Genomic DNA, 17104 nt, shown 5'->3' with positions numbered 1-17104 from the left:
GGGTCAGACCGTATCCGTCCGGGAGGAACCCGTCACCAGGGTCCGCGTCACATGATTGTTGCCGGAGGTGCCGGAGGTGCCGGAGGCGCCCGCCGTACCCGCGGCCTCCTCGACCTCCAGCAGGGAGGCGCCGCGCCGTTCGGCCTCGAAGGCCGCGTGCCCGCCGCGCAGTCCGAACAGCCGCTTGGACAGCAGGATGTAGAGGACGGCGAGGATGTTGAGCAGCAGCGTGCCGATCTTCAGGTAGCTGACCTTCTCGGTGATCTCCCAGATCTCCAGCGGCAGGAACGCCGCCGTCGCCACCACGGTGAGGTACTCCGCCCAGCGCTTGCCCGCCCACAGGCCGAACGCCTCGACGATCTCGATCAGGGCGTACAGCAGCAGCGCCCCGGCCACGATCAGCAGCGTGGAGTGCCGGTACTCGAAGGTCCTGCGGATGGTGTCGACCACGGGGGAGTGGTCGAGGTCGTAGTGGAAGTGCTCGAAGACCGGGCGGAAGACGGCCAGGTTCTCCTCGAAGAAGCGGCGCACCGCGTCCTGCGAGTTGCTGAAGCGCCACACCGCCCAGGCCGCCAGCACGATGAACAGGCCGCGCAGCAGCCGCTCCACGGCCAGGAAGCGCAGGATGAACAGATCACGCAGCGCGCGGCCGCGCGGCACCTCGGGCGCCTGGTCGGCGGGGCCCGAACCGTGCGGGTCGCCGAGTGCGAAGTCCCCGCAGCGCAGGCAGCGCCAGACCTCGCCGAGCGCGGTCTCGGCGCGCAGCCGCTCGCGCAGGTGCGTCTCGTCGGGCGCGTAGGTGACATGCCCGCGCCGGGCGCAGTGCCGGCGGTCCCAGTCCAGCTTCATCCCGTTTCTTCCTCGAGGGGGCGAGTTGTCGGTCGTCGGTCGTCGTGGAGGGGGACGCGGCCCGCCGCCGGATGGTTCACATGTTCCCGGACCCCGGCGCCGGGGCGCGGGAACGGGCGGGTGATAATGGTGACACCCTTTGTGATCGTGTTCACAAGGGCTGTCGGCGCCCGACAGCCGTACCGTGCAAGAGCCCGCAGTCGAGTCCCGTAAGAGAGGTCCCGTGGACATCAAGACCGCATCCGCCCTGAACCGGCTCCGCCTGGTCTCCGCCCCGGAGGCGGTGTCCTTCCTTCTGCTGCTGATCTGCTCGGTGCTCAAGCGCACCACGGACTTCAACGCGGTGCCCGTGATGGGCATGGTGCACGGCGTCCTGTTCGTCCTCTATGTCGCGCTCTGGGCGTGGGCGTGGTTCCGCGCCAAGTGGCCGCTCGGCCGCGCCGCGCTCTACCTCCTGCTCTCCGTGCTGCCCACCGGCGGCTTCTTCGCCGAGCGCATGCTGCGCCGCGAGGCCGAGGACAGCGTCATCGCGGCCCGCGCCCGCAAGGAGCTCAAGGACGTCGGCCGAGGGGCGGTCGAGGCATGATCGTCGCGTTCTCCGTCAGCCCGGTCGGCGTCGGCGAGGACGTCGGCGAGTATGTCGCGGACGCGGTCCGTGTGGTCCGCGAGTCGGGGCTGCCCAACCGCACCGACGCGATGTTCACCTCGATCGAGGGCGAGTGGGACGAGGTGATGGACGTCGTCCGCCGCGCCGTCGCCGCCGTCGAGGCCCGCGCCGGACGCGTCTCCCTCGTCCTCAAGGCCGACATCCGCCCCGGCGTCACCGACGGCCTGACCTCCAAGGTCGCCACCGTCGAGCGGTACCTCGCGGGCGAGTAGCCGCGGGGCGTTCCCGCAACGAACGCCGGGCGGGCTGGATCTCCAGCCCGCCCGGCGTCTTTTTGTGTCGGAGCTTGCGGCGTTCAGTCCGTCGACAGGGCGGTGCCCAGGGGGGTGCGTTCGTAGAGGACCTGGTGGCCGTAGCGGCGTGAGGTGAGCAGGCCCGCGTCGCGGAGTACCGACAGGTGCGAGGAGACGGACGACAGGGCGAGGCCGTGGCGGTGGGCGAGCGCGGTGGTGGTCGCCGGTTCGCCGAGACCGCTGAGGATGGCGGCCCGGTTGGCGCCCAGCAGCCGGACCAGGGCGTCCGAGTCGGCGCGCGGGGTCTGCCAGAGGCCGCCGATGCCGCGCGCCGGGTAGACGACGGTGCCCTGCCAGGGCGGGTCGAAGCCCGATGCCACGTCGGGCCAGACGAAGACGCTGGGCGCGAGGACCAGGCCGTCGCCGCCGAGGTCGCGGTCGTGCTGCGCCGGCCGGTGCAGCGTCAGGGTGCCGTTCGCCCAGCTCAGCGAGGGATGCAGATCGGCGAAGAGCCCGGTCAGCCCGTCGTCCGCGAGCCGGCGGGCGCGGAAGGCGATGTCGGCTTCCAGTACGGCGCGCACGCGCGGCCAGTACGGGGCGACCAGCGCGTGCCAGGCCTGTTCGCACAGGTCCGCCAAGTCCCTTGTGGCGCGGGCCGGATCGGCGAGCATGGCGCGGCCGGACGGGGTGTCCGCCGCGCCCGGGGTGTCGGCGAGGGCGCGGGCGAGGTCGTCGCGGGCTGTGCCGGGGTCGGTGGCCCGTACGCGGGCCAGGTCCTGCTCGATGGAGGTCAGGGGGCTGTCCGGCGGCGGGGAGAGGAAGTCCGGGGTGTGGCCGCGGCGCGGCATGAGCAGCCACAGCGGCGTGAGGTCCAGCTCCCGCGCCGCCGGCTGCGTCTGCCGGAGCCAGGGCAGGTGGTAGGCCTGCAGCCGGGGCTCCTTGAGGGCGCGGACCGCGCCCGTCACCTCCCACAGCGGGGATATCCCGAACCGGCAGCGCAGCAGGTCGTCCGGCCCGAACCGCATGTGCAGCGGCACTGGCGGCCTCCTCCCGGGCACCCTTGTTTCGGCTGGAGCCGAAAGACTACGGGCGGTGGGGTTCCGGCCGCCACGCTGCGGTCCATGACGCTCAATGCCGACGCCGTCCCCGCCGCCGCGTCCGGGGGCTACCGTGCCGTCTTCGCCGTGCGGGAGTTCCGGGCCGTCTTCGCGGCGCACGTGCTGTCGTTGCAGGGCACCGTCGTGTCCCAGATCGCGCTGTCCGTGCTGGTGTTCCGGCTCACCGCGTCGCCGTTGCTGTCGGCGCTCACCTTCGCGCTGGGTTTCGTGCCGTACGCCGTGGGCGGGACGCTGCTGGCGGGGGTCGCCGACCGCTTCCCGCCGCGGCGGGTGCTGGTGGTCTGCGACCTGCTGTGCGCGGCGTGCGCGGCCGGGATGGTGCTGCCGGGGACGCCGATCGCCGTCCTGCTCGCGCTGCGCGCGGTCATGGCGGTGATCGCCCCGGTCTTCACCGGGACGCGCGCGGCGAGCCTGGCCGACATCCTCCCGGGTGACGCCTTCGTCCTCGGGCGGTCGCTGATCCGGATCGTGGCGCAGGGAGCTCAGGTCGTCGGCTTTGGGCTGGGCGGACTGCTGCTGGTCGTGGTCACGCCGCGGGCCGCGTTGCTGCTCACCGCGGCCGCGTTCCTCGGTTCGGCGCTGCTGCTGCGCCTGGGGACGAGGCGGCGGCCGGCACGCGGCGCGCGTGACCGCGGTGACGGCGGGGGTACGGGACGGCTGCTGGCCCACCGCCGGGTGCGCGGGCTCCTGCTGCTCGCGTGGGTGCCGTCGTTCTTCTGCGTCGTCCCGGAGGCGCTCGCGGCGCCGTACGCGCAGTCCGTGGGGGCGGGGACGACGGGGCTCGGCCTCTTCATGGCGGCGATGCCGGTCGGCATGATCCTCGGGGAGGCCCTGGCGGGCGGGTACTTGAGCCCGGCGGTCCGCGGCCGGATCGCCGGCCCGCTGGTGGCGTGCACCCTGCTGCCCTACGCCGCCTTCCTGCTGCGGCCGTCGCTGCCCTGGTCCCTGGCCGCGATGTTCGTCGCCGGGCTCACCGGCGCCTGGACGCTGGGCGTGGACCAGTGGTTCGTCGACGCCGTTCCGGAGGAGTTGCGCGGCCGGGCGATGACCGTGCAGTCGGCGGGCCTGATGACGGTCCAGGGCGCGGGGATGGCGGCGGCAGGCGCCGCCGCGGAGTTCGTGCCCGTCCATGTGGTGAACGGGTGGTCCTGCGTGATCGGCACCTTGTGCGTCCTCGCGGTGCTGCGGACCGTATGGGGCGGTCCGCAGCACCGCGAGTGATCGGGGTGCCGGCCGGGTCATCGGGTCAACGGGTCACCGGGCTGCACCGGCGCGCCGTCAGGCGACGTTGACCCCGGTCCAGGCGGCGGCGACCGCGTTGTACTCGGCGGAGCCGCTGCCGTACAGGTCCTTGGCCGCGTTCAGTGTCGCGGTGCGGGCCTTGGCGTAGTTGGTGGACGAGGTGAAGTACACCGTCAGGGCGCGGTACCAGATGGCCGCGGCCTTGGCGCGGCCGATGCCGGTGACGGTGGAGCCGTTCTTCGTGGGGCTGTTGTAGCTGACGCCGTTGATGGTCTTGGCGCCGCTGCCCTCGGAGAGCAGGTAGAAGAAGTGGTTGGCCACACCCGACGAGTAGTGCACGTCGAGGTTCTTCACCGAGGAGGACCAGTAGTCGGCGGAGGCGCCGTCCTTGGACGGCTTGTCCATGTAGCGCAGCGGGGTGCCGTTGCCGTTGATGTTGATCTTCTCGCCGATGAGGTAGTCCGGGGTGTCCGAGGCGAGGTTGGCGTTGAACTCGACCATGGTGCCGAAGATGTCGGAGGTGGCCTCGTTGAGGCCGCCGGACTCGGCGGAGTAGGTCAGGCCGGCCGTGGCGCTGGTCACGCCGTGGGATATCTCGTGGCCGGAGACGTCGAGCGCGGTCAGCGGGTGGGTGTTGCCCGAGCCGTCGCCGTAGGTCATGCAGAAGCAGCTGTCGTCCCAGAAGGCGTTGACGTAGTTGCTGCCGTAGTGGGCGCGCGAGACGGAGCCCTTGCCGTCGTTCCTGATGCCCGAGCGGCCGAAGGTGTTCTTGTAGAAGTCCCAGGTGGCCGCGGCGCCGAACTGGGCGTCCACGCCCGCCGACTGGCGGTTGGAGGCGGAGCCGTTGCCCCACACGTCGTCGGTGTCGGTGAACGTGGTGCCGGTGCCGCTGGTGCGGTTGTTCAGGTCGGTGGTGGAGATGCCGCCGCGGCTCGCGTCCTTCAGCGTGTAGGTGCTGCCGGACTTGGTGGTGGTGAGGGTGACCGAACCCACGTGGACGCCGGTGCCGGTGCCGGTCTGGATGCCCTCGTACTGCTGGATCACCGCGCCGGTGCTCGCGTCGGTGATCACGTTGAGCTCGCTGGGAGTGCCGTCGGCCTGGGTGCCGTGGACGACGGTCCGGTAGGCGAGCCGGGGCGTGCCGCTGACCGCCCAGACGACCTTCTGCGGGGTGGCGGCGGTACCGACGGTCTTCAGCGGCTCCTCGCCCTTGACCAGCGGTGTCTTCAGCAGGCCCTTGACCGTGGCGGCGGCCTTGTCGCGGGCGGCGGACGGCGTCACGGCGGGGGTGAGGGTGGCGGGGGCGATGCCCGCGGTGACGGCCCGCGAGACGGACCGGGTGGCACCGTCGCTGCCTTGGTGGACCACCAGGTCGCCGCCGAGCACCTCCAGGCCCGCGTAGGTGCGGTCGTAGCGCAGGTGGCGGGTGCCGTCCGGGTCGACGACGACGTCCTTGACCGTCAGCCGCTCCTGGGCTCCCAGGCCGAGGGCGCCGGCCAGGGCGCCCGCCTGGCCGCGGGCGTCGGTGAGGGCCTGTGCGTGGGAGGCGGCGAGCGCGGTGGCGGAGGGTGCGGGCCGTGCGGTCGCCGCGAAGGACTGGAGGCCGCCGGCCAGGAGCGCCGATGTGGCCACGAGGGTGCCGAGTGCCAGCTTCTTGCGCAATGTGACTCCTTGGGTCCCGCCGTGTGGGGACGGCAGGCGTGGTCCCCGGGCGGAACCGCACCCGGGGGATGTGGGGGGTGCGCGGTGTTCCGCGCGGTAAGGAGCCTCGCACCGAACAGGGCATTAATGACAGGTGCATTTCATCGATTGGCCGGTTGTCGTGAGCGTGACCGGCGTCACGTCCCGGGTCATCCGGGCCAAAGGGTGGCAAGTCCGGCCCGGGAGTAGGGGAAACCCTCCCCGGGAGGGTGGGGTTTTCAGTCGGAACCCCTGGCCGGGGTGGCTGAAACACTGCGTTCACACAGGTGCGGCGGGTGGCGGGTACGTCGGTGCCCCGGCGGGCCTGACGTGCCGTCGTCCCGCCCCGCGAGACGTGGCTGCCCGCCATGTGACCGGCGGGTAGGCTCGGCCCTGTGTCCAAGCCGCTCAGCCTGCCCTTCGACCCGATCGCCCGCGCCGACGAGATCTGGACCCGGCGCTGGGGTCGCGTGCCGTCCATGGTCGCGATCACGTCGATCATGCGCGCCCAGCAGATCCTGCTGAGCCAGGTCGACGCCGTGGTCAAGCCCTACGGACTGACCTTCGCCCGCTACGAGGCGCTGGTGCTGCTCGCCTTCAGCAAGGAGGGCGAGCTGCCGATGTCGAAGATCGGCGAGCGCCTCATGGTGCACCCGACGTCGGTCACCAACACCGTCGACCGCCTGGTGGCCGCCGGACTCGTCGCCAAGCGCCCCAACCCCAACGACGGGCGCGGCACGCTGGCCTCCATCACGGCCAAGGGCCGCGAGGTGTGCGAGGCCGCCACCGACGACCTCACGGGGATGAAATTCGGCCTCCAGGCGTACGACGACGACGAGTGCGCGGAGATCTTCGCCCTGCTGCGGCCGCTGCGGATATCCGCGGGGGATTTCGAGTCGTAGGCCCGCGCAGGGACGCGGCCCGCTCCGGGGCGGCCCGGGGGAAAGCGCCCGAAGCGCACCGGTTAGGCTTCGGCGCATGAAGCAGAGTGTCCTGACCCGGTACCGCGCCCTCGCCTATGTGACGGGTGTGCTGCTGGTCCTGCTGACCGTCGGCGTGATCGCCAAGTACCTGCTGCACATCGACGGCGCCGCGGGCTTCACCCAGGTCGTCGCCATCGCGCACGGCTGGCTCTACGTCCTGTACCTGGTCTTCGCCTTCGATCTGGGATCCAAGGCGAAGTGGCCCTTCGGCAAGCTGCTGTGGGTGCTGCTGGCCGGGACCGTTCCCACCGCGGCGTTCTTCGTCGAGCGCAGGGTGACCCGCGAGGTGGCGCCGCTGGTGCTCCCCACGGGTGAACCCGTCAAGGTCTGACAACCGCCTGACCTGCGGATACCCCCCTCCCTGCGCGGACGGGGGGTTTTGCCGTCGACAAATACTAGGACGTCCTAGTATTTTCGCCCCACAGGGGTAGACCTCCTTGTACAAGGACGTGCGAGGACGGCCCCGCACCGATGAGAGGCGGACACCGGCATGGACGCTGCAGCCATTGACGAGGGGCGCAGCCGCTGGCAGGCGCGCTACGACGCCTCCCGCAAGCGCGAGGCGGACTTCACCACGCTCTCCGGGGACACCGTGGAGCCGGTGTACGGGCCGCCGGCCGGCGCGGAGGTACCCGGCTTCGAGCGGATCGGCTGGCCCGGGGAGTACCCGTTCACCCGCGGTCTGCACGCCACCGGCTACCGGGGCCGCACCTGGACCATCCGCCAGTTCGCCGGCTTCGGCAACGCCGAGCAGACCAACGAGCGCTACAAGATGATCCTGGAGGCGGGCGGCGGCGGTCTGTCCGTCGCCTTCGACATGCCCACCCTCATGGGCCGGGACTCCGACGACCCGCGCTCGCTGGGCGAGGTCGGCCACTGCGGTGTGGCCATCGACTCCGCGGCCGACATGGAGGTCCTCTTCCGGGACATCCCGCTCGGCGACGTCACCACCTCGATGACGATCTCCGGTCCCGCGGTGCCGGTCTTCTGCATGTACCTGGTGGCCGCCGAGCGCCAGGGCGTCGACCCCGCGGTGCTCAACGGCACCCTGCAGACCGACATCTTCAAGGAGTACATCGCGCAGAAGGAGTGGCTCTTCGAGCCCGAGCCGCACCTGCGCCTGATCGGCGACCTGATGGAGCACTGCGCGAAGGGCATCCCCGCGTACAAGCCGCTGTCGGTCTCCGGCTACCACATCCGCGAGGCCGGCTCCACGGCCGCGCAGGAACTCGCCTACACCCTCGCCGACGGCTTCGGCTATGTGGAGCTGGGCCTGTCGCGCGGGCTGGACGTCAACACCTTCGCCCCGGGGCTCTCCTTCTTCTTCGACGCGCACCTCGACTTCTTCGAGGAGATCGCCAAGTTCCGCGCGGCGCGCCGGATCTGGGCGCGCTGGATGCGCGACGTGTACGGGGCGACGTCCGACAAGGCGCAGTGGCTGCGCTTCCACACCCAGACCGCGGGCGTCTCGCTCACCGCCCAGCAGCCGTACAACAACGTCGTGCGCACCGCGGTCGAGGCGCTGGCGGCGGTGCTCGGCGGAACCAACTCCCTGCACACCAACGCCCTGGACGAGACGCTGGCGCTGCCCAGCGCCCAGGCCGCGGAGATCGCGCTGCGCACCCAGCAGGTGCTGATGGAGGAGACCGGCGTCGCCAATGTCGCCGACCCGCTCGGCGGCTCCTGGTACGTCGAGGCGCTGACCGACCGCATCGAGGCGGACGCGGAGAAGATCTTCGACAAGATCAAGGAACTGGGCGCCCGCGCCGTGCCCGACGGGCGGCACGAGGTCGGCCCGATCACCTCCGGCATCCTGCGCGGCATCGAGGACGGCTACTTCACCGGCCAGATCGCCGAGGCCGCCTTCGAGTACCAGCGTTCCCTGGAGAAGGGCGACAAGCGGGTCGTCGGCGTCAACTGCCACACCGGCTCCGTCACCGGGGACCTGGAGATCCTGCGGGTGAGCCACGAGGTGGAGCGCGAGCAGGTGCGGGTCCTGGCCGCCCGCAAGGAGCGGCGGGACGACGCCGCCGTGCGCAAGGCCCTGGAGGCGATGCTCACCGCCGCCCGCGAGGGCACCAACATGATCGAGCCGATGCTGGAGGCCGTGCGCGCCGAGGCGACACTCGGCGAGATCTGCGGCGTGCTGCGCGACGAATGGGGCAGCTACACCGAGCCCGCGCGCTTCTGAGCACATCGGCGGCGCGAACGCCGAGGGCCGGCGGGAACCCGGGGGTTCCCGCCGGCCTCGTGTCATCGCGGCGCCGCGGCGCCGCTACGACTCAGAACTGCTGCACGAAGTACGGCTCGACGGTCATCCAGCCGTTGCCGCGGGCCCCGTAGCGGGTGCCGTTGTCGCTCTGCGCCAGGGTGTACCAGGAGTCGACGTAGTCCGGGTCGTCGGTCCACCAGTCGTCCGGGATCGCGTCCAGGACCGCGTTCACCAGCGGGATGTAGGTGCCCTGGTCGGTGACGGTGAGCAGCACCGTGGCGATGGCCTTGGCCAGGTCGCGGTAGTTGGTGCTGCCGTCCTCCTCCATCATCACCGCGTCGGCGAGGTTGTACTTGTAGTTCGACCAGTTCACCAGGATCTGGTTGGGCCGGTAGACCGTGCCGTCGTTGTCCAGGTACGGCATGTCGACGGGGTCGACGCGCACGGCGCCGTCCTGCCCGAAGCCGGTGACCAGGGTGTAGATCTCGGCGTCGCCCTTGACCCAGGGCTCCTCGTCGTCCGACAGCTCGACCGAGGTGATCCGGGTGGTCCAGAAGCCGCCCGTGGCCGCCGCCTGCGCCCGCGAGCCGGCCGCCGGGGCCTGCGCGCGGGACGGGGTGGCCTTGGCGGAGGCCACTCCGTAGCGGGTCAGCTCCTTGTTCATCACGGCCAGGCCGGCGGCCAGCGCCTTGGAGCCGTCGATGTCCACGACGTACACCGGGTGCGTGGGCGCCTTGCGCGCGTCCAGCGTGTGGGTACGGCCCTGGCTGTCCCAGGCGGTGACGGTGGCGGCGTCGTCGTCCAGGGAGGCCGCGGTCACCCACGGCGCCGCACCGGCGGCCAGCGCCGCGCGCATGGAGTCGTCGCCGAGGCGGAGCCGCAGCAGCGGTCCGACGCCGGCGTCCAGGCCCTTGGCTGCGGCGATCCGCCGGTCGGCGGCGGCCAGTTCGGTCTTCAGGGAGCCCCGGGCCTGGCCGGCCAGGGTGGTGACGGCGACGTCGTCGGAGGCGAGCGCGGCCTTGCCCACCCGGGCGCGCCAGGCGGTGTCGGTGAGCGAGCCGGCGATCGCACGAGCCGCCTGCTCCTCGGCCGCGGAGACCGCGGAGGCGGGCGTGTGGGGGTGGGGAGCGGCCGTGGCGGGAAGGGCGTTCACGGTCTGGCCGGCCGTCAGGGCGAGCAGTGAAGCGGCGAGGGAGACGACGGCGCCGCGCCGACGAGGGTGATGACGTCTCACGTGGATCGATCCTCCTGGGGGCGAGCGATCAACTGACGCACTGTCAGGTCGAAGCAGTGCGCAACTGTGCTGAGCTGGGCAGAACTTCATGAAGCTGTGCGGAAATGCGTGGAACTGTGCGGAACCGGTGAGGAATCTATGCGAGTAGATACCCGCGGGTAAGCATGGCGGTGCCATGACATCGCGGCAAGACCCCGGCGCCGCGGGATTGATGAACTTCCGGGAACGCCCGCAGGAAGACGTCCTGCCGAACGGCGGGCGAACGCAAGGGAGTTGCGTCGGCGGTGCGGCAGCCCGGGACGATCAGCCGGTGGCGGCCGACAGCCCGCCGAGCAGGACCGCGGTGAAGCGCGCCGCCCAGTCGGCGTCCACCGGCTCGCAGGAGACGAGCGTGCGGTGCACGACGGCCCCGGCGATGACGTCGAAGACGAGGTCGACCTGCGGCGCCGGGTCGCCCTCGTCGGGCGGGATCTCGCCGCGGGCCTGGGCGCGTTGCCGGCCCTCGACCACCAGCCGCTTCTGCCGGTCCACGATCGCGTCGCGGATCCGCTGCCGCAGTGCCTCGTCGTGCGTGGCCTCGGCGACCACCGCCATCAGCGCGGTCTTGGTGGCGGGTTGCTCCAGCAGGGCCGCGAACTGCAGGACCACGCCCTCCACATCGGCCCGCAGGCTGCCGCGGTCGGGGAGTTCGAGTTCGTCGAAGAGCGCGGCCACCGCGTCCACGACGAGTTCGCTCTTGCCGGCCCAGCGGCGGTAGAGAGTGGTCTTGGCCACCTTGGCCCGCGCCGCGACGTCGCCCATGGTCAACTTGGACCAGCCCGTCTCGACCAGCGCCTGCCGCGCGGCGTCCAGGATCGCCCGGTCGGCCTCCGCACTGCGGGGGCGGCCGGTCCGTCGTCCTGTTTCACGCGGGCACATGGCTGGGCACCCTATCCCCGTTGCGCTGTGCGCGACCATGGAGTTACGCTACGGCGCGTATCGAAACAGGCGGCAGCCACGAGGCGTGGGCGGGGACCCCGCGTCGTGCTTCCGCCGTCAAGACGCGCCACGGCGGCGCTTCCGGGGGGCGATTCCCCGGGAACCGCGACGAGGGGGGAGGATTGGTCCATGCAGCCACGGAACATGTCCATGAGCGGCGTGGTCGACCTCGCCGCGGTGAAGGCGGCCGGTGACGCCAAGGCGAAGGCCGAACAGGCCCGTGCGGAAGCCGCCCGCACCGGGGGAGTACCCGCCCCCGCCCTGGTGACCGAGGTCACCGAGGCCACCTTCGAGACCGACGTCCTGCAGCGCTCCACCGAGGTCCCGGTCGTCGTCCACTTCTGGACCGACCGTGCGGACGCCAGCGTGCAGTTGCAGGACGCGCTGGAGCGGCTCGCCGCCGAGTACGCGGGCCGGGTCGTCGTCGCCAAGATCGATGTGTACGCGAACCAGCTGCTGGTGCAGCAGTTCGGCGTGCAGGGGATTCCCGCGGTGTTCGCGGTGCTGGCCGGCCAGGCCATGCCGCTCTTCCAGGGCGCGGCGCCGGAGGACCAGATCCGCGAGGTGCTGGACCAGCTGGTCGCCGTCGCCGAGCAGCGTTTCGGCATCGTCGGCACCCCGGTCGAGGGCGGGGTGCCCGCCGCGCCCGCCGAGGAGCGGCCGCCGAGCCCGCAGGAACTGGCGCTGACCGCCGCGCACGACGCGCTCGACCAGGGCGACCTCGGTGGCGCGATCGAGGCGTACCGCAATGTGCTGTCCGGGGAGCCGGGCAATGTCGAGGCGAAGTTGGGTCTGGCCCAGGCGGAGCTGCTGCAGCGGGTGGAGGGTGCCGACCCGCACGCGCTGCGCAAGGCCGCCGCGGACCACCCGGGCGATGTGCAGGCGCAGATCGCCGTGGCCGATCTGGACCTGGTGGGCGGACATGTGGAGGACGCCTTCGGACGGCTGGTGGACGCGGTGCGCCGCTCCGCGGGTACGGATCGTGACGCGGCCCGGATGCGGCTGCTGGAGCTCTTCGAGGTGATCGGACCGGACGACCCGCGGGTGACCGCGGCCCGCTCGGCACTGGCCCGGGTGCTCTTCTGATCCTGTCGCGCCCTTGATCGCGTCAGGTCGCGCCGACCGTCCCCACCTCGAAAGACCTTTCGAGCCGAATGTGGCATCGGCCGCGCTTTACCAAATCTTGATGAAGTGCGGCCGATGTTACTTCCGGTAAGAGAGTGACGGACGTCTGTCCGGATCTATCACCCCTTGAGGCAATTTCACACCCTCATCGCAACTACCCTGCGTAGTCGATCTGGTCCAGACCATGTTGGCTGGGTTATCGCACCGTTACCCGCTAGTAACGAAGCCCCTTGTGCAGCGGCCCCGAATGGACCACGATCGGCCAAGCTCGGTCCGTTGCCGAGGTGTCGGCATCCAGCCGCCCACTCGTCGCACGGATCCCCACCGGGCCGGGACGCGAAGGCTGTGCCAGCAGCGGTCGCGTCACGTGGACAGGGGGGTCTCTGCCACCCGGCAGGGCCTGTCCAGCAGGTTGCGCGAGAGCGTGGCCAGTGGTTGTCGCTCGGGGGTGATCGCCGATTTCCGGACAACGCCGTCCGCCATCCCGCGTGACGGCCGTCTGTACGGCGCTCTCCTTCCCGAGGACGTAGCTCTTCTCCCATCCCGCCGCAATCCCCACGATTCCGGCCGGAGATGTACGTCCGAGAAGGAGGAAAGTCATGGAGTCGCTCATTCGCGGCGGTACCAGATGGAAGCGGTTCGCCGTTGTCATGGTGCCGAGCGTCGCGGCCACCGCCGCGATAGGCGTGGCCCTGGGCCAGGGCGCGCTTGCCGCGTCGTTCAGCGTGTCCGGCCAGCAGTTCAAGGTGGCGGCGCAGGACCTCGACGGTGACGGTTTCGTCCAGTACGGGGCCATCGACGTCCAGCACGGCGGCAAGCCGGTCCCGGTCGCGGTGTCGGCGTTCGACACCGCCACCATCACGGGTCTGTGCCAGTCCGTCGTCGTGCCGACGCCGATCGGCGACGTCACGCTGAAGCTGGGCGCCGGCAACGGCGGCAAGAAGGTCGAGGCGAAGAACCTCTACATCGACCTCGACCAGCTCGACGCCGAGGCGGAGTTCACCGACATCAACATCGGTGTCGCCGCCGGTGACACGGAGCAAGGCCCCGGGATCAAGTCGGGTGACAAGACCGACCCCGGTTCCTTCGCGCAGGAGGCCCGGAAGGCGCACCTCACCGATGTGACCCAGACCGCGTGGGCGACCAGCGCGGGCACCTTCAAGCTCAGCGGGCTGAGCATGTCGGTGAAGATGGGTTCCGGCAAGAAGTACGAGTGCTTCTAGCCTGACCAGGGGGGTGGGGGGCATGGGATGTCCCTCACCTTCCTCACCCCACTCTTTGTAGAAACGTCAGTCCCAGGGAGCAGTTTTCCATGAGCGCCGAGACACATGGACTGAGCGGGTTCGACTATTGGCGGTTCCGGTTCCGCGTATGGCGCGGGCAGCGGCCGTTCTGGGCGGGCCTGCTGACGGTTCTGGCCGGACTGCCCATCGCCTATTTCCCGTACGCCAACATCACCCTTGGCTCGCTCAGCCTGACCATGGCCACCACGGCCGGTTCCGGTTCGCTGATCATCGGCGTGCTGCTGGTCGTCCTCGGTCTGACCATGTGGTTCCAGTCGGAGGTCCGGGTCTTCGCGGGCATCGCGTCGATCCTGCTCGCCCTGGTCTCCCTGGTGGTCTCCAACTTCGGCGGCTTCTTCATGGGCTTCGTGCTCGGGCTGGTCGGCGGAGCGCTCTCCGTGGCCTGGGCCCCGGGTGTCGCGCCCGCCGAGGGCGGACCGCAGGCGGCGGAACTGCCCGGTGGCGGCGAGGGCGACGGCGACACCGGCTACGTGCCCCCGCCGGACTCCCCCTACGCCAAGGCGTACGGCGGGCACCCGGCCGAGGCGCCGGCCGGCAGCGCTGCGCAGGAGCCGGAGGACGGCACAGAGCGAACCGCAGACGCGAACGGGAGGCACAGTGCGGGGTGATGAGGATCAGCCGGCTTCCGCTGCCGCTGGGAACGGCACGCGTGTGAGACCGGGGCCGCGGCACGCGGCCCCGCGGAAGTCGCTGCTGACCAAGCTGCAGATGCCGGCGGGCAAGGCGATAGCCCTGGCCGCGATGCCGACGGCGGTCCTGATGGGCATGGGACTGACCCCGAGGCTGGCCTCTGCCGACGAACTGCCGAGGAACCCGTTCTCCGGTACGAAGTGCGTGGAGCAGCCCGACGAGCCTTCGCCGTCCTCGACGCCGACGAGCAGCACGCCGAGCGGTGACACGAAGACCGAGACGCCGGAGAAGCCGGAAACGCCGGAGACGCCCAAGCCCTCGGTGACCCCGACGACCGGTCCGTCCGACTCCGGTTCCGGCACGGGCTCCGGCGACGGCAAGGACGACACCGGCAGCGGTGGTTCGACGGGTACGACGGGCACCCCGTCCACGCCCGCGACCCCGTCGGTGAAGCCGTCCTCCTCCAAGCCGCTGGACCCGCTGGGCCTCGGCGACGCGCTGGGCGACCTGCTGGGCGTCAACAAGAAGGGCACCGACTCCGCCGCGGCGGACACCGAGCCCTCCGCGACCGCCACGCCGACCCCGAGCGCCACGTCGCAGACCCCGAAGGCCGGCAGCACGGACAAGCCGACCGGCAAGCCCGTCAAGACGGTCAAGCCCGGCAAGACCGTCAAGGACACAGCCGACGCGGTCAGGAAGGTGCTGTCCGAGGCCACCGAGGCCGCGGACGACGCCACCGGGAAGGCGACGCACAAGCCGGCCGACACCCCGAGCCCCCTGGTCACGTCGGCGGACGGGAAGACCCCTTTCCCGTGCCCGACGCACGACGCACAGGCTCTGGCCGACGCCGCGTACCAGGAGACTCCCGCGCTCCTCGCGGACGACGCCTGGACACTGCACAGCAGCGTGCTGACCCTCACGGGCCTGGACTACAAGGGCATCGTCGAGGTGAAGACCTGGAGCGGGAAGGTCAAGCCGGTACTGAAGTTCACGGCCTCCACCCTGGACATCAAGGACCTGCACCAGGAGGTCGTCGGCCCGAACGGCACCGTGGGGCATGTCGGGGCCCGCAAGGGCAGCACGTCCACGATCCGCGGCGGCACGGTGACGATGTACACCGAGTCGCTGAAGGGCAACCTCTTCGGGCTCATCCCGGTCGAGTTCACGCCCGACACCCCGCCGCCGGTCAATGTGCCGGTCGCCTTCTTCACCAATGTCACGGTGAAGCAGGCCGGCCAGTTCGGCGGCACCCTCACGATCCCGGGGATGCGCGTCTACAACACCCCGGACTGACCGAGCCCCGGACCCTTTCGGGAGCCGCACACGGCGGAGGGCGCCCACCCCTTTCGGGGGAGGCGCCCTCCGGCCGTTTCCCTGGAACAGCCTGAACGGTTCAGACGGCGCGGTGGCCGAGGTGGTGCACGCGCACCAGGTTGGTGGTGCCGGCCTCACCGGGAGGCGAGCCGGCGGTGATGATCACCGTGTCGCCCTCGGTGTAGTCGCTGAGCTTGAGCATCTCCTCGTTGACGATCTCGACCATCTCGTCGGTGGTGTTGACGTACTGCACGACGGTGGTCTGCACGCCCCAGGTCAGCGCGAGGTAGTTGCGCGTCGACTCGTCGGTCGTGTACGCGACCACCGGCTGCGGCACGCGGTAGCGGGCCAGCCGGCGTGCGGTGTCGCCGGACTTGGTGAAGGCGACGAGCGTCTTGGCGTCCAGGTAGTCCGCGAGCTCGGCGGCGGCACGGGCGACGGCACCGCCCTGGGTGCGCGGCTTGCGGCCGTTGAGCGGCCACAGACCCTGCTTGAGCAGCTCGACCTCGGCCGCCTCGATGATCCGCGACATGGTCTTCACGGTCTCGATCGGGTACTTGCCGACGCTGGACTCCGCGGACAGCATGACCGCGTCGGTGCCGTCGAGGATCGCGTTGGCGACGTCGGAGGCCTCGGCGCGGGTGGGACGGGAGTTGGTGATCATCGACTCCATCATCTGGGTCGCCACGATCACCGGCTTGGCGTTGCGGCGGCACAGCTCGATGAGCCGCTTCTGCACCATCGGGACCTTCTCCAGCGGGTACTCCACCGCCAGGTCGCCACGGGCCACCATGACGGCATCGAACGCCGCGACGATGTCCTCCATGTTGTCGACCGCCTGCGGCTTCTCCACCTTGGCGATGACCGGCACGCGGCGGCCGACCTCGTCCATCACGCGGTGGACGTCGCGGATGTCCTTGGCGTCGCGCACGAAGGACAGCGCGACCATGTCGACGCCCATCCGCAGCGCGAAGCGCAGGTCCTCGATGTCCTTCTCGGACAGCGCCGGGACATTGACGGCCGCACCGGGCAGGTTGATGCCCTTGTGGTCGGAGATGACACCGCCCTCGACGACCAGGCAGCGCACGCGTGCGCCGTCGACCTCGGTCACGCGCAGCGCGACGTTGCCGTCGTTGATCAGGACGGGGTCGCCGGACCGGACGTCGCCGGGCAGGCCCTTGTAGGTGGTGCCGCAGATGGTCTTGTCGCCCGCCACGTCCTCGGTGGTGATGGTGAACTCGTCACCGGCGACCAGCTCCACGGGGCCGTCCGCGAAGGTCTCCAGGCGGATCTTGGGGCCCTGGAGGTCGGCCAGCACACCGATGGCACGCCCGGTCTCCTCCGAGACCTTGCGCACCCGGTGGTAGCGCTCCTCGTGCTCGGCGTGGCTGCCGTGGCTGAAGTTGAAACGGGCCACGTTCATCCCGGCTTCGGCCAGCGTTTTCAGCTGGTCGTAGGAATCGACGGCGGGACCCAGGGTGCAGACGATTTTCGCTCGGCGCATGAGGACGATCCTATCAATTTGTTCCGCTCCG

General features: G+C 70.9%; 16 protein-coding genes. 10 read left to right on the top strand and 6 right to left on the bottom strand.

From position 1 onward, the window contains the following. Positions 1-3 precede the first annotated feature (3 nt). The gene (locus tag ABZ883_RS25455) at positions 4-849 is read right to left on the bottom strand and encodes a DUF2127 domain-containing protein (protein ID WP_360909827.1); all 846 of its coding nucleotides are present in this window, start codon (positions 847-849) and stop codon (positions 4-6) included. 223 nt (positions 850-1072) lie between these two features. On the opposite strand from ABZ883_RS25455, the gene ABZ883_RS25450 reads away from it, so the two are divergent. After that, positions 1073-1435 carry a DUF3817 domain-containing protein gene (locus ABZ883_RS25450; RefSeq protein ID WP_360909825.1) on the top strand — a complete coding sequence of 121 codons (363 nt, stop codon included), beginning with the start codon at positions 1073-1075 and terminating at the stop codon, positions 1433-1435. Continuing rightward, positions 1432-1728 carry an MTH1187 family thiamine-binding protein gene (locus ABZ883_RS25445; protein WP_360909823.1) on the top strand — a complete coding sequence of 99 codons (297 nt, stop codon included), beginning with the start codon at positions 1432-1434 and terminating at the stop codon, positions 1726-1728. The genes ABZ883_RS25450 and ABZ883_RS25445 overlap by 4 nt, the downstream gene beginning before the upstream one ends. Before the next feature lie 83 nt (positions 1729-1811). Here ABZ883_RS25445 and ABZ883_RS25440 read toward each other — a convergent pair whose 3' ends face one another. After that, on the bottom strand, positions 1812-2786 hold the full coding sequence (locus ABZ883_RS25440; protein ID WP_360909821.1) for a DUF5937 family protein: 975 nt from the start codon (positions 2784-2786) through the stop codon (positions 1812-1814). 84 nt (positions 2787-2870) lie between these two features. On the opposite strand from ABZ883_RS25440, the gene ABZ883_RS25435 reads away from it, so the two are divergent. Further along, complete coding sequence (locus tag ABZ883_RS25435; protein WP_360909819.1) at positions 2871-4088, top strand: MFS transporter; 1218 nt, start codon at positions 2871-2873, stop codon at positions 4086-4088. Between the two features lie 57 nt (positions 4089-4145). Here ABZ883_RS25435 and ABZ883_RS25430 read toward each other — a convergent pair whose 3' ends face one another. Next, positions 4146-5771: a M4 family metallopeptidase gene (locus tag ABZ883_RS25430; RefSeq protein ID WP_360909817.1), complete on the bottom strand. Its 1626-nt coding sequence runs from the start codon at positions 5769-5771 to the stop codon at positions 4146-4148. Between the two features lie 413 nt (positions 5772-6184). Here ABZ883_RS25430 and ABZ883_RS25425 point away from each other — a divergent pair, with 413 nt between their 5' ends. The 3 genes from ABZ883_RS25425 (at position 6185) to ABZ883_RS25415 (ending at position 8963) form a co-directional block, all read left to right on the top strand. After that, a complete protein-coding gene (locus tag ABZ883_RS25425) occupies positions 6185-6691 on the top strand; it encodes a MarR family transcriptional regulator (protein WP_360909815.1) in 507 nt (168 codons plus the stop codon). Positions 6692-6767: 76 nt separating this feature from the next. Next, the gene (locus ABZ883_RS25420) at positions 6768-7103 is read left to right on the top strand and encodes a DUF3817 domain-containing protein (RefSeq protein WP_360909813.1); all 336 of its coding nucleotides are present in this window, start codon (positions 6768-6770) and stop codon (positions 7101-7103) included. Positions 7104-7262: 159 nt separating this feature from the next. Continuing rightward, positions 7263-8963, top strand: coding sequence for a methylmalonyl-CoA mutase family protein (locus tag ABZ883_RS25415; RefSeq protein WP_360909811.1), 1701 nt, complete (start codon positions 7263-7265; stop codon positions 8961-8963). Between the two features lie 91 nt (positions 8964-9054). Here ABZ883_RS25415 and ABZ883_RS25410 read toward each other — a convergent pair whose 3' ends face one another. After that, positions 9055-10218 (bottom strand): DUF3103 family protein, encoded by a 1164-nt coding sequence (locus tag ABZ883_RS25410; protein ID WP_360909808.1) that lies wholly within the window; start codon positions 10216-10218, stop codon positions 9055-9057. 303 nt (positions 10219-10521) lie between these two features. After that, entirely contained in the window at positions 10522-11136 is a 615-nt protein-coding gene (locus ABZ883_RS25405; protein ID WP_360909806.1) for a TetR/AcrR family transcriptional regulator, read from the bottom strand. A 189-nt stretch (positions 11137-11325) separates the two neighbouring features. Here ABZ883_RS25405 and ABZ883_RS25400 point away from each other — a divergent pair, with 189 nt between their 5' ends. The 4 genes from ABZ883_RS25400 to ABZ883_RS25385 all read left to right on the top strand — a co-directional run bounded on the left by ABZ883_RS25400 (position 11326) and on the right by ABZ883_RS25385 (position 15548). After that, positions 11326-12282, top strand: a complete 957-nt coding sequence (locus ABZ883_RS25400) for a tetratricopeptide repeat protein (protein WP_360909804.1) — start codon at positions 11326-11328, stop codon at positions 12280-12282. Between the two features lie 638 nt (positions 12283-12920). Next, positions 12921-13544, top strand: a complete 624-nt coding sequence (locus ABZ883_RS25395) for a DUF6230 family protein (protein ID WP_360909802.1) — start codon at positions 12921-12923, stop codon at positions 13542-13544. A gap of 89 nt (positions 13545-13633) precedes the next feature. After that, entirely contained in the window at positions 13634-14233 is a 600-nt protein-coding gene (locus ABZ883_RS25390; protein ID WP_360909800.1) for a DUF6114 domain-containing protein, read from the top strand. After that, positions 14223-15548, top strand: a complete 1326-nt coding sequence (locus ABZ883_RS25385) for a hydrogenase expression protein HypF (protein ID WP_360909798.1) — start codon at positions 14223-14225, stop codon at positions 15546-15548. Before ABZ883_RS25390 ends, ABZ883_RS25385 begins: the two co-directional genes overlap by 11 nt. Before the next feature lie 100 nt (positions 15549-15648). Here ABZ883_RS25385 and pyk read toward each other — a convergent pair whose 3' ends face one another. Next, positions 15649-17073 carry a pyruvate kinase gene (gene pyk / locus ABZ883_RS25380; RefSeq protein ID WP_360909796.1) on the bottom strand — a complete coding sequence of 475 codons (1425 nt, stop codon included), beginning with the start codon at positions 17071-17073 and terminating at the stop codon, positions 15649-15651. Positions 17074-17104 lie beyond the last annotated feature (31 nt).

The sequence above is a fragment of the Streptomyces sp. NPDC046977 genome, assembly GCF_040644455.1.
Lineage (GTDB): Bacteria > Actinomycetota > Actinomycetes > Streptomycetales > Streptomycetaceae > Actinacidiphila.
Note: the sequence above shows the minus strand (reverse complement) of the source record. Positions and strands in the feature narration are given on the sequence as shown.

What these genes read in the sequence shown, in the direction of transcription:
- ABZ883_RS25415 (WP_360909811.1), top strand. Translation starts at nt 7,263, where the DNA reads ATGGACGCTGCAGCCATTGACGAGGGGCGCAGCCGCTGGCAGGCGCGC.
- ABZ883_RS25400 (WP_360909804.1), top strand. Translation starts at nt 11,326, where the DNA reads ATGCAGCCACGGAACATGTCCATGAGCGGCGTGGTCGACCTCGCCGCG.
- pyk (WP_360909796.1), bottom strand. Translation starts at nt 17,073, where the DNA reads ATGCGCCGAGCGAAAATCGTCTGCACCCTGGGTCCCGCCGTCGATTCC.
- ABZ883_RS25420 (WP_360909813.1), top strand. Translation starts at nt 6,768, where the DNA reads ATGAAGCAGAGTGTCCTGACCCGGTACCGCGCCCTCGCCTATGTGACG.
- ABZ883_RS25445 (WP_360909823.1), top strand. Translation starts at nt 1,432, where the DNA reads ATGATCGTCGCGTTCTCCGTCAGCCCGGTCGGCGTCGGCGAGGACGTC.
- ABZ883_RS25395 (WP_360909802.1), top strand. Translation starts at nt 12,921, where the DNA reads ATGGAGTCGCTCATTCGCGGCGGTACCAGATGGAAGCGGTTCGCCGTT.
- ABZ883_RS25405 (WP_360909806.1), bottom strand. Translation starts at nt 11,136, where the DNA reads ATGTGCCCGCGTGAAACAGGACGACGGACCGGCCGCCCCCGCAGTGCG.
- ABZ883_RS25435 (WP_360909819.1), top strand. Translation starts at nt 2,871, where the DNA reads ATGACGCTCAATGCCGACGCCGTCCCCGCCGCCGCGTCCGGGGGCTAC.
- ABZ883_RS25455 (WP_360909827.1), bottom strand. Translation starts at nt 849, where the DNA reads ATGAAGCTGGACTGGGACCGCCGGCACTGCGCCCGGCGCGGGCATGTC.
- ABZ883_RS25390 (WP_360909800.1), top strand. Translation starts at nt 13,634, where the DNA reads ATGAGCGCCGAGACACATGGACTGAGCGGGTTCGACTATTGGCGGTTC.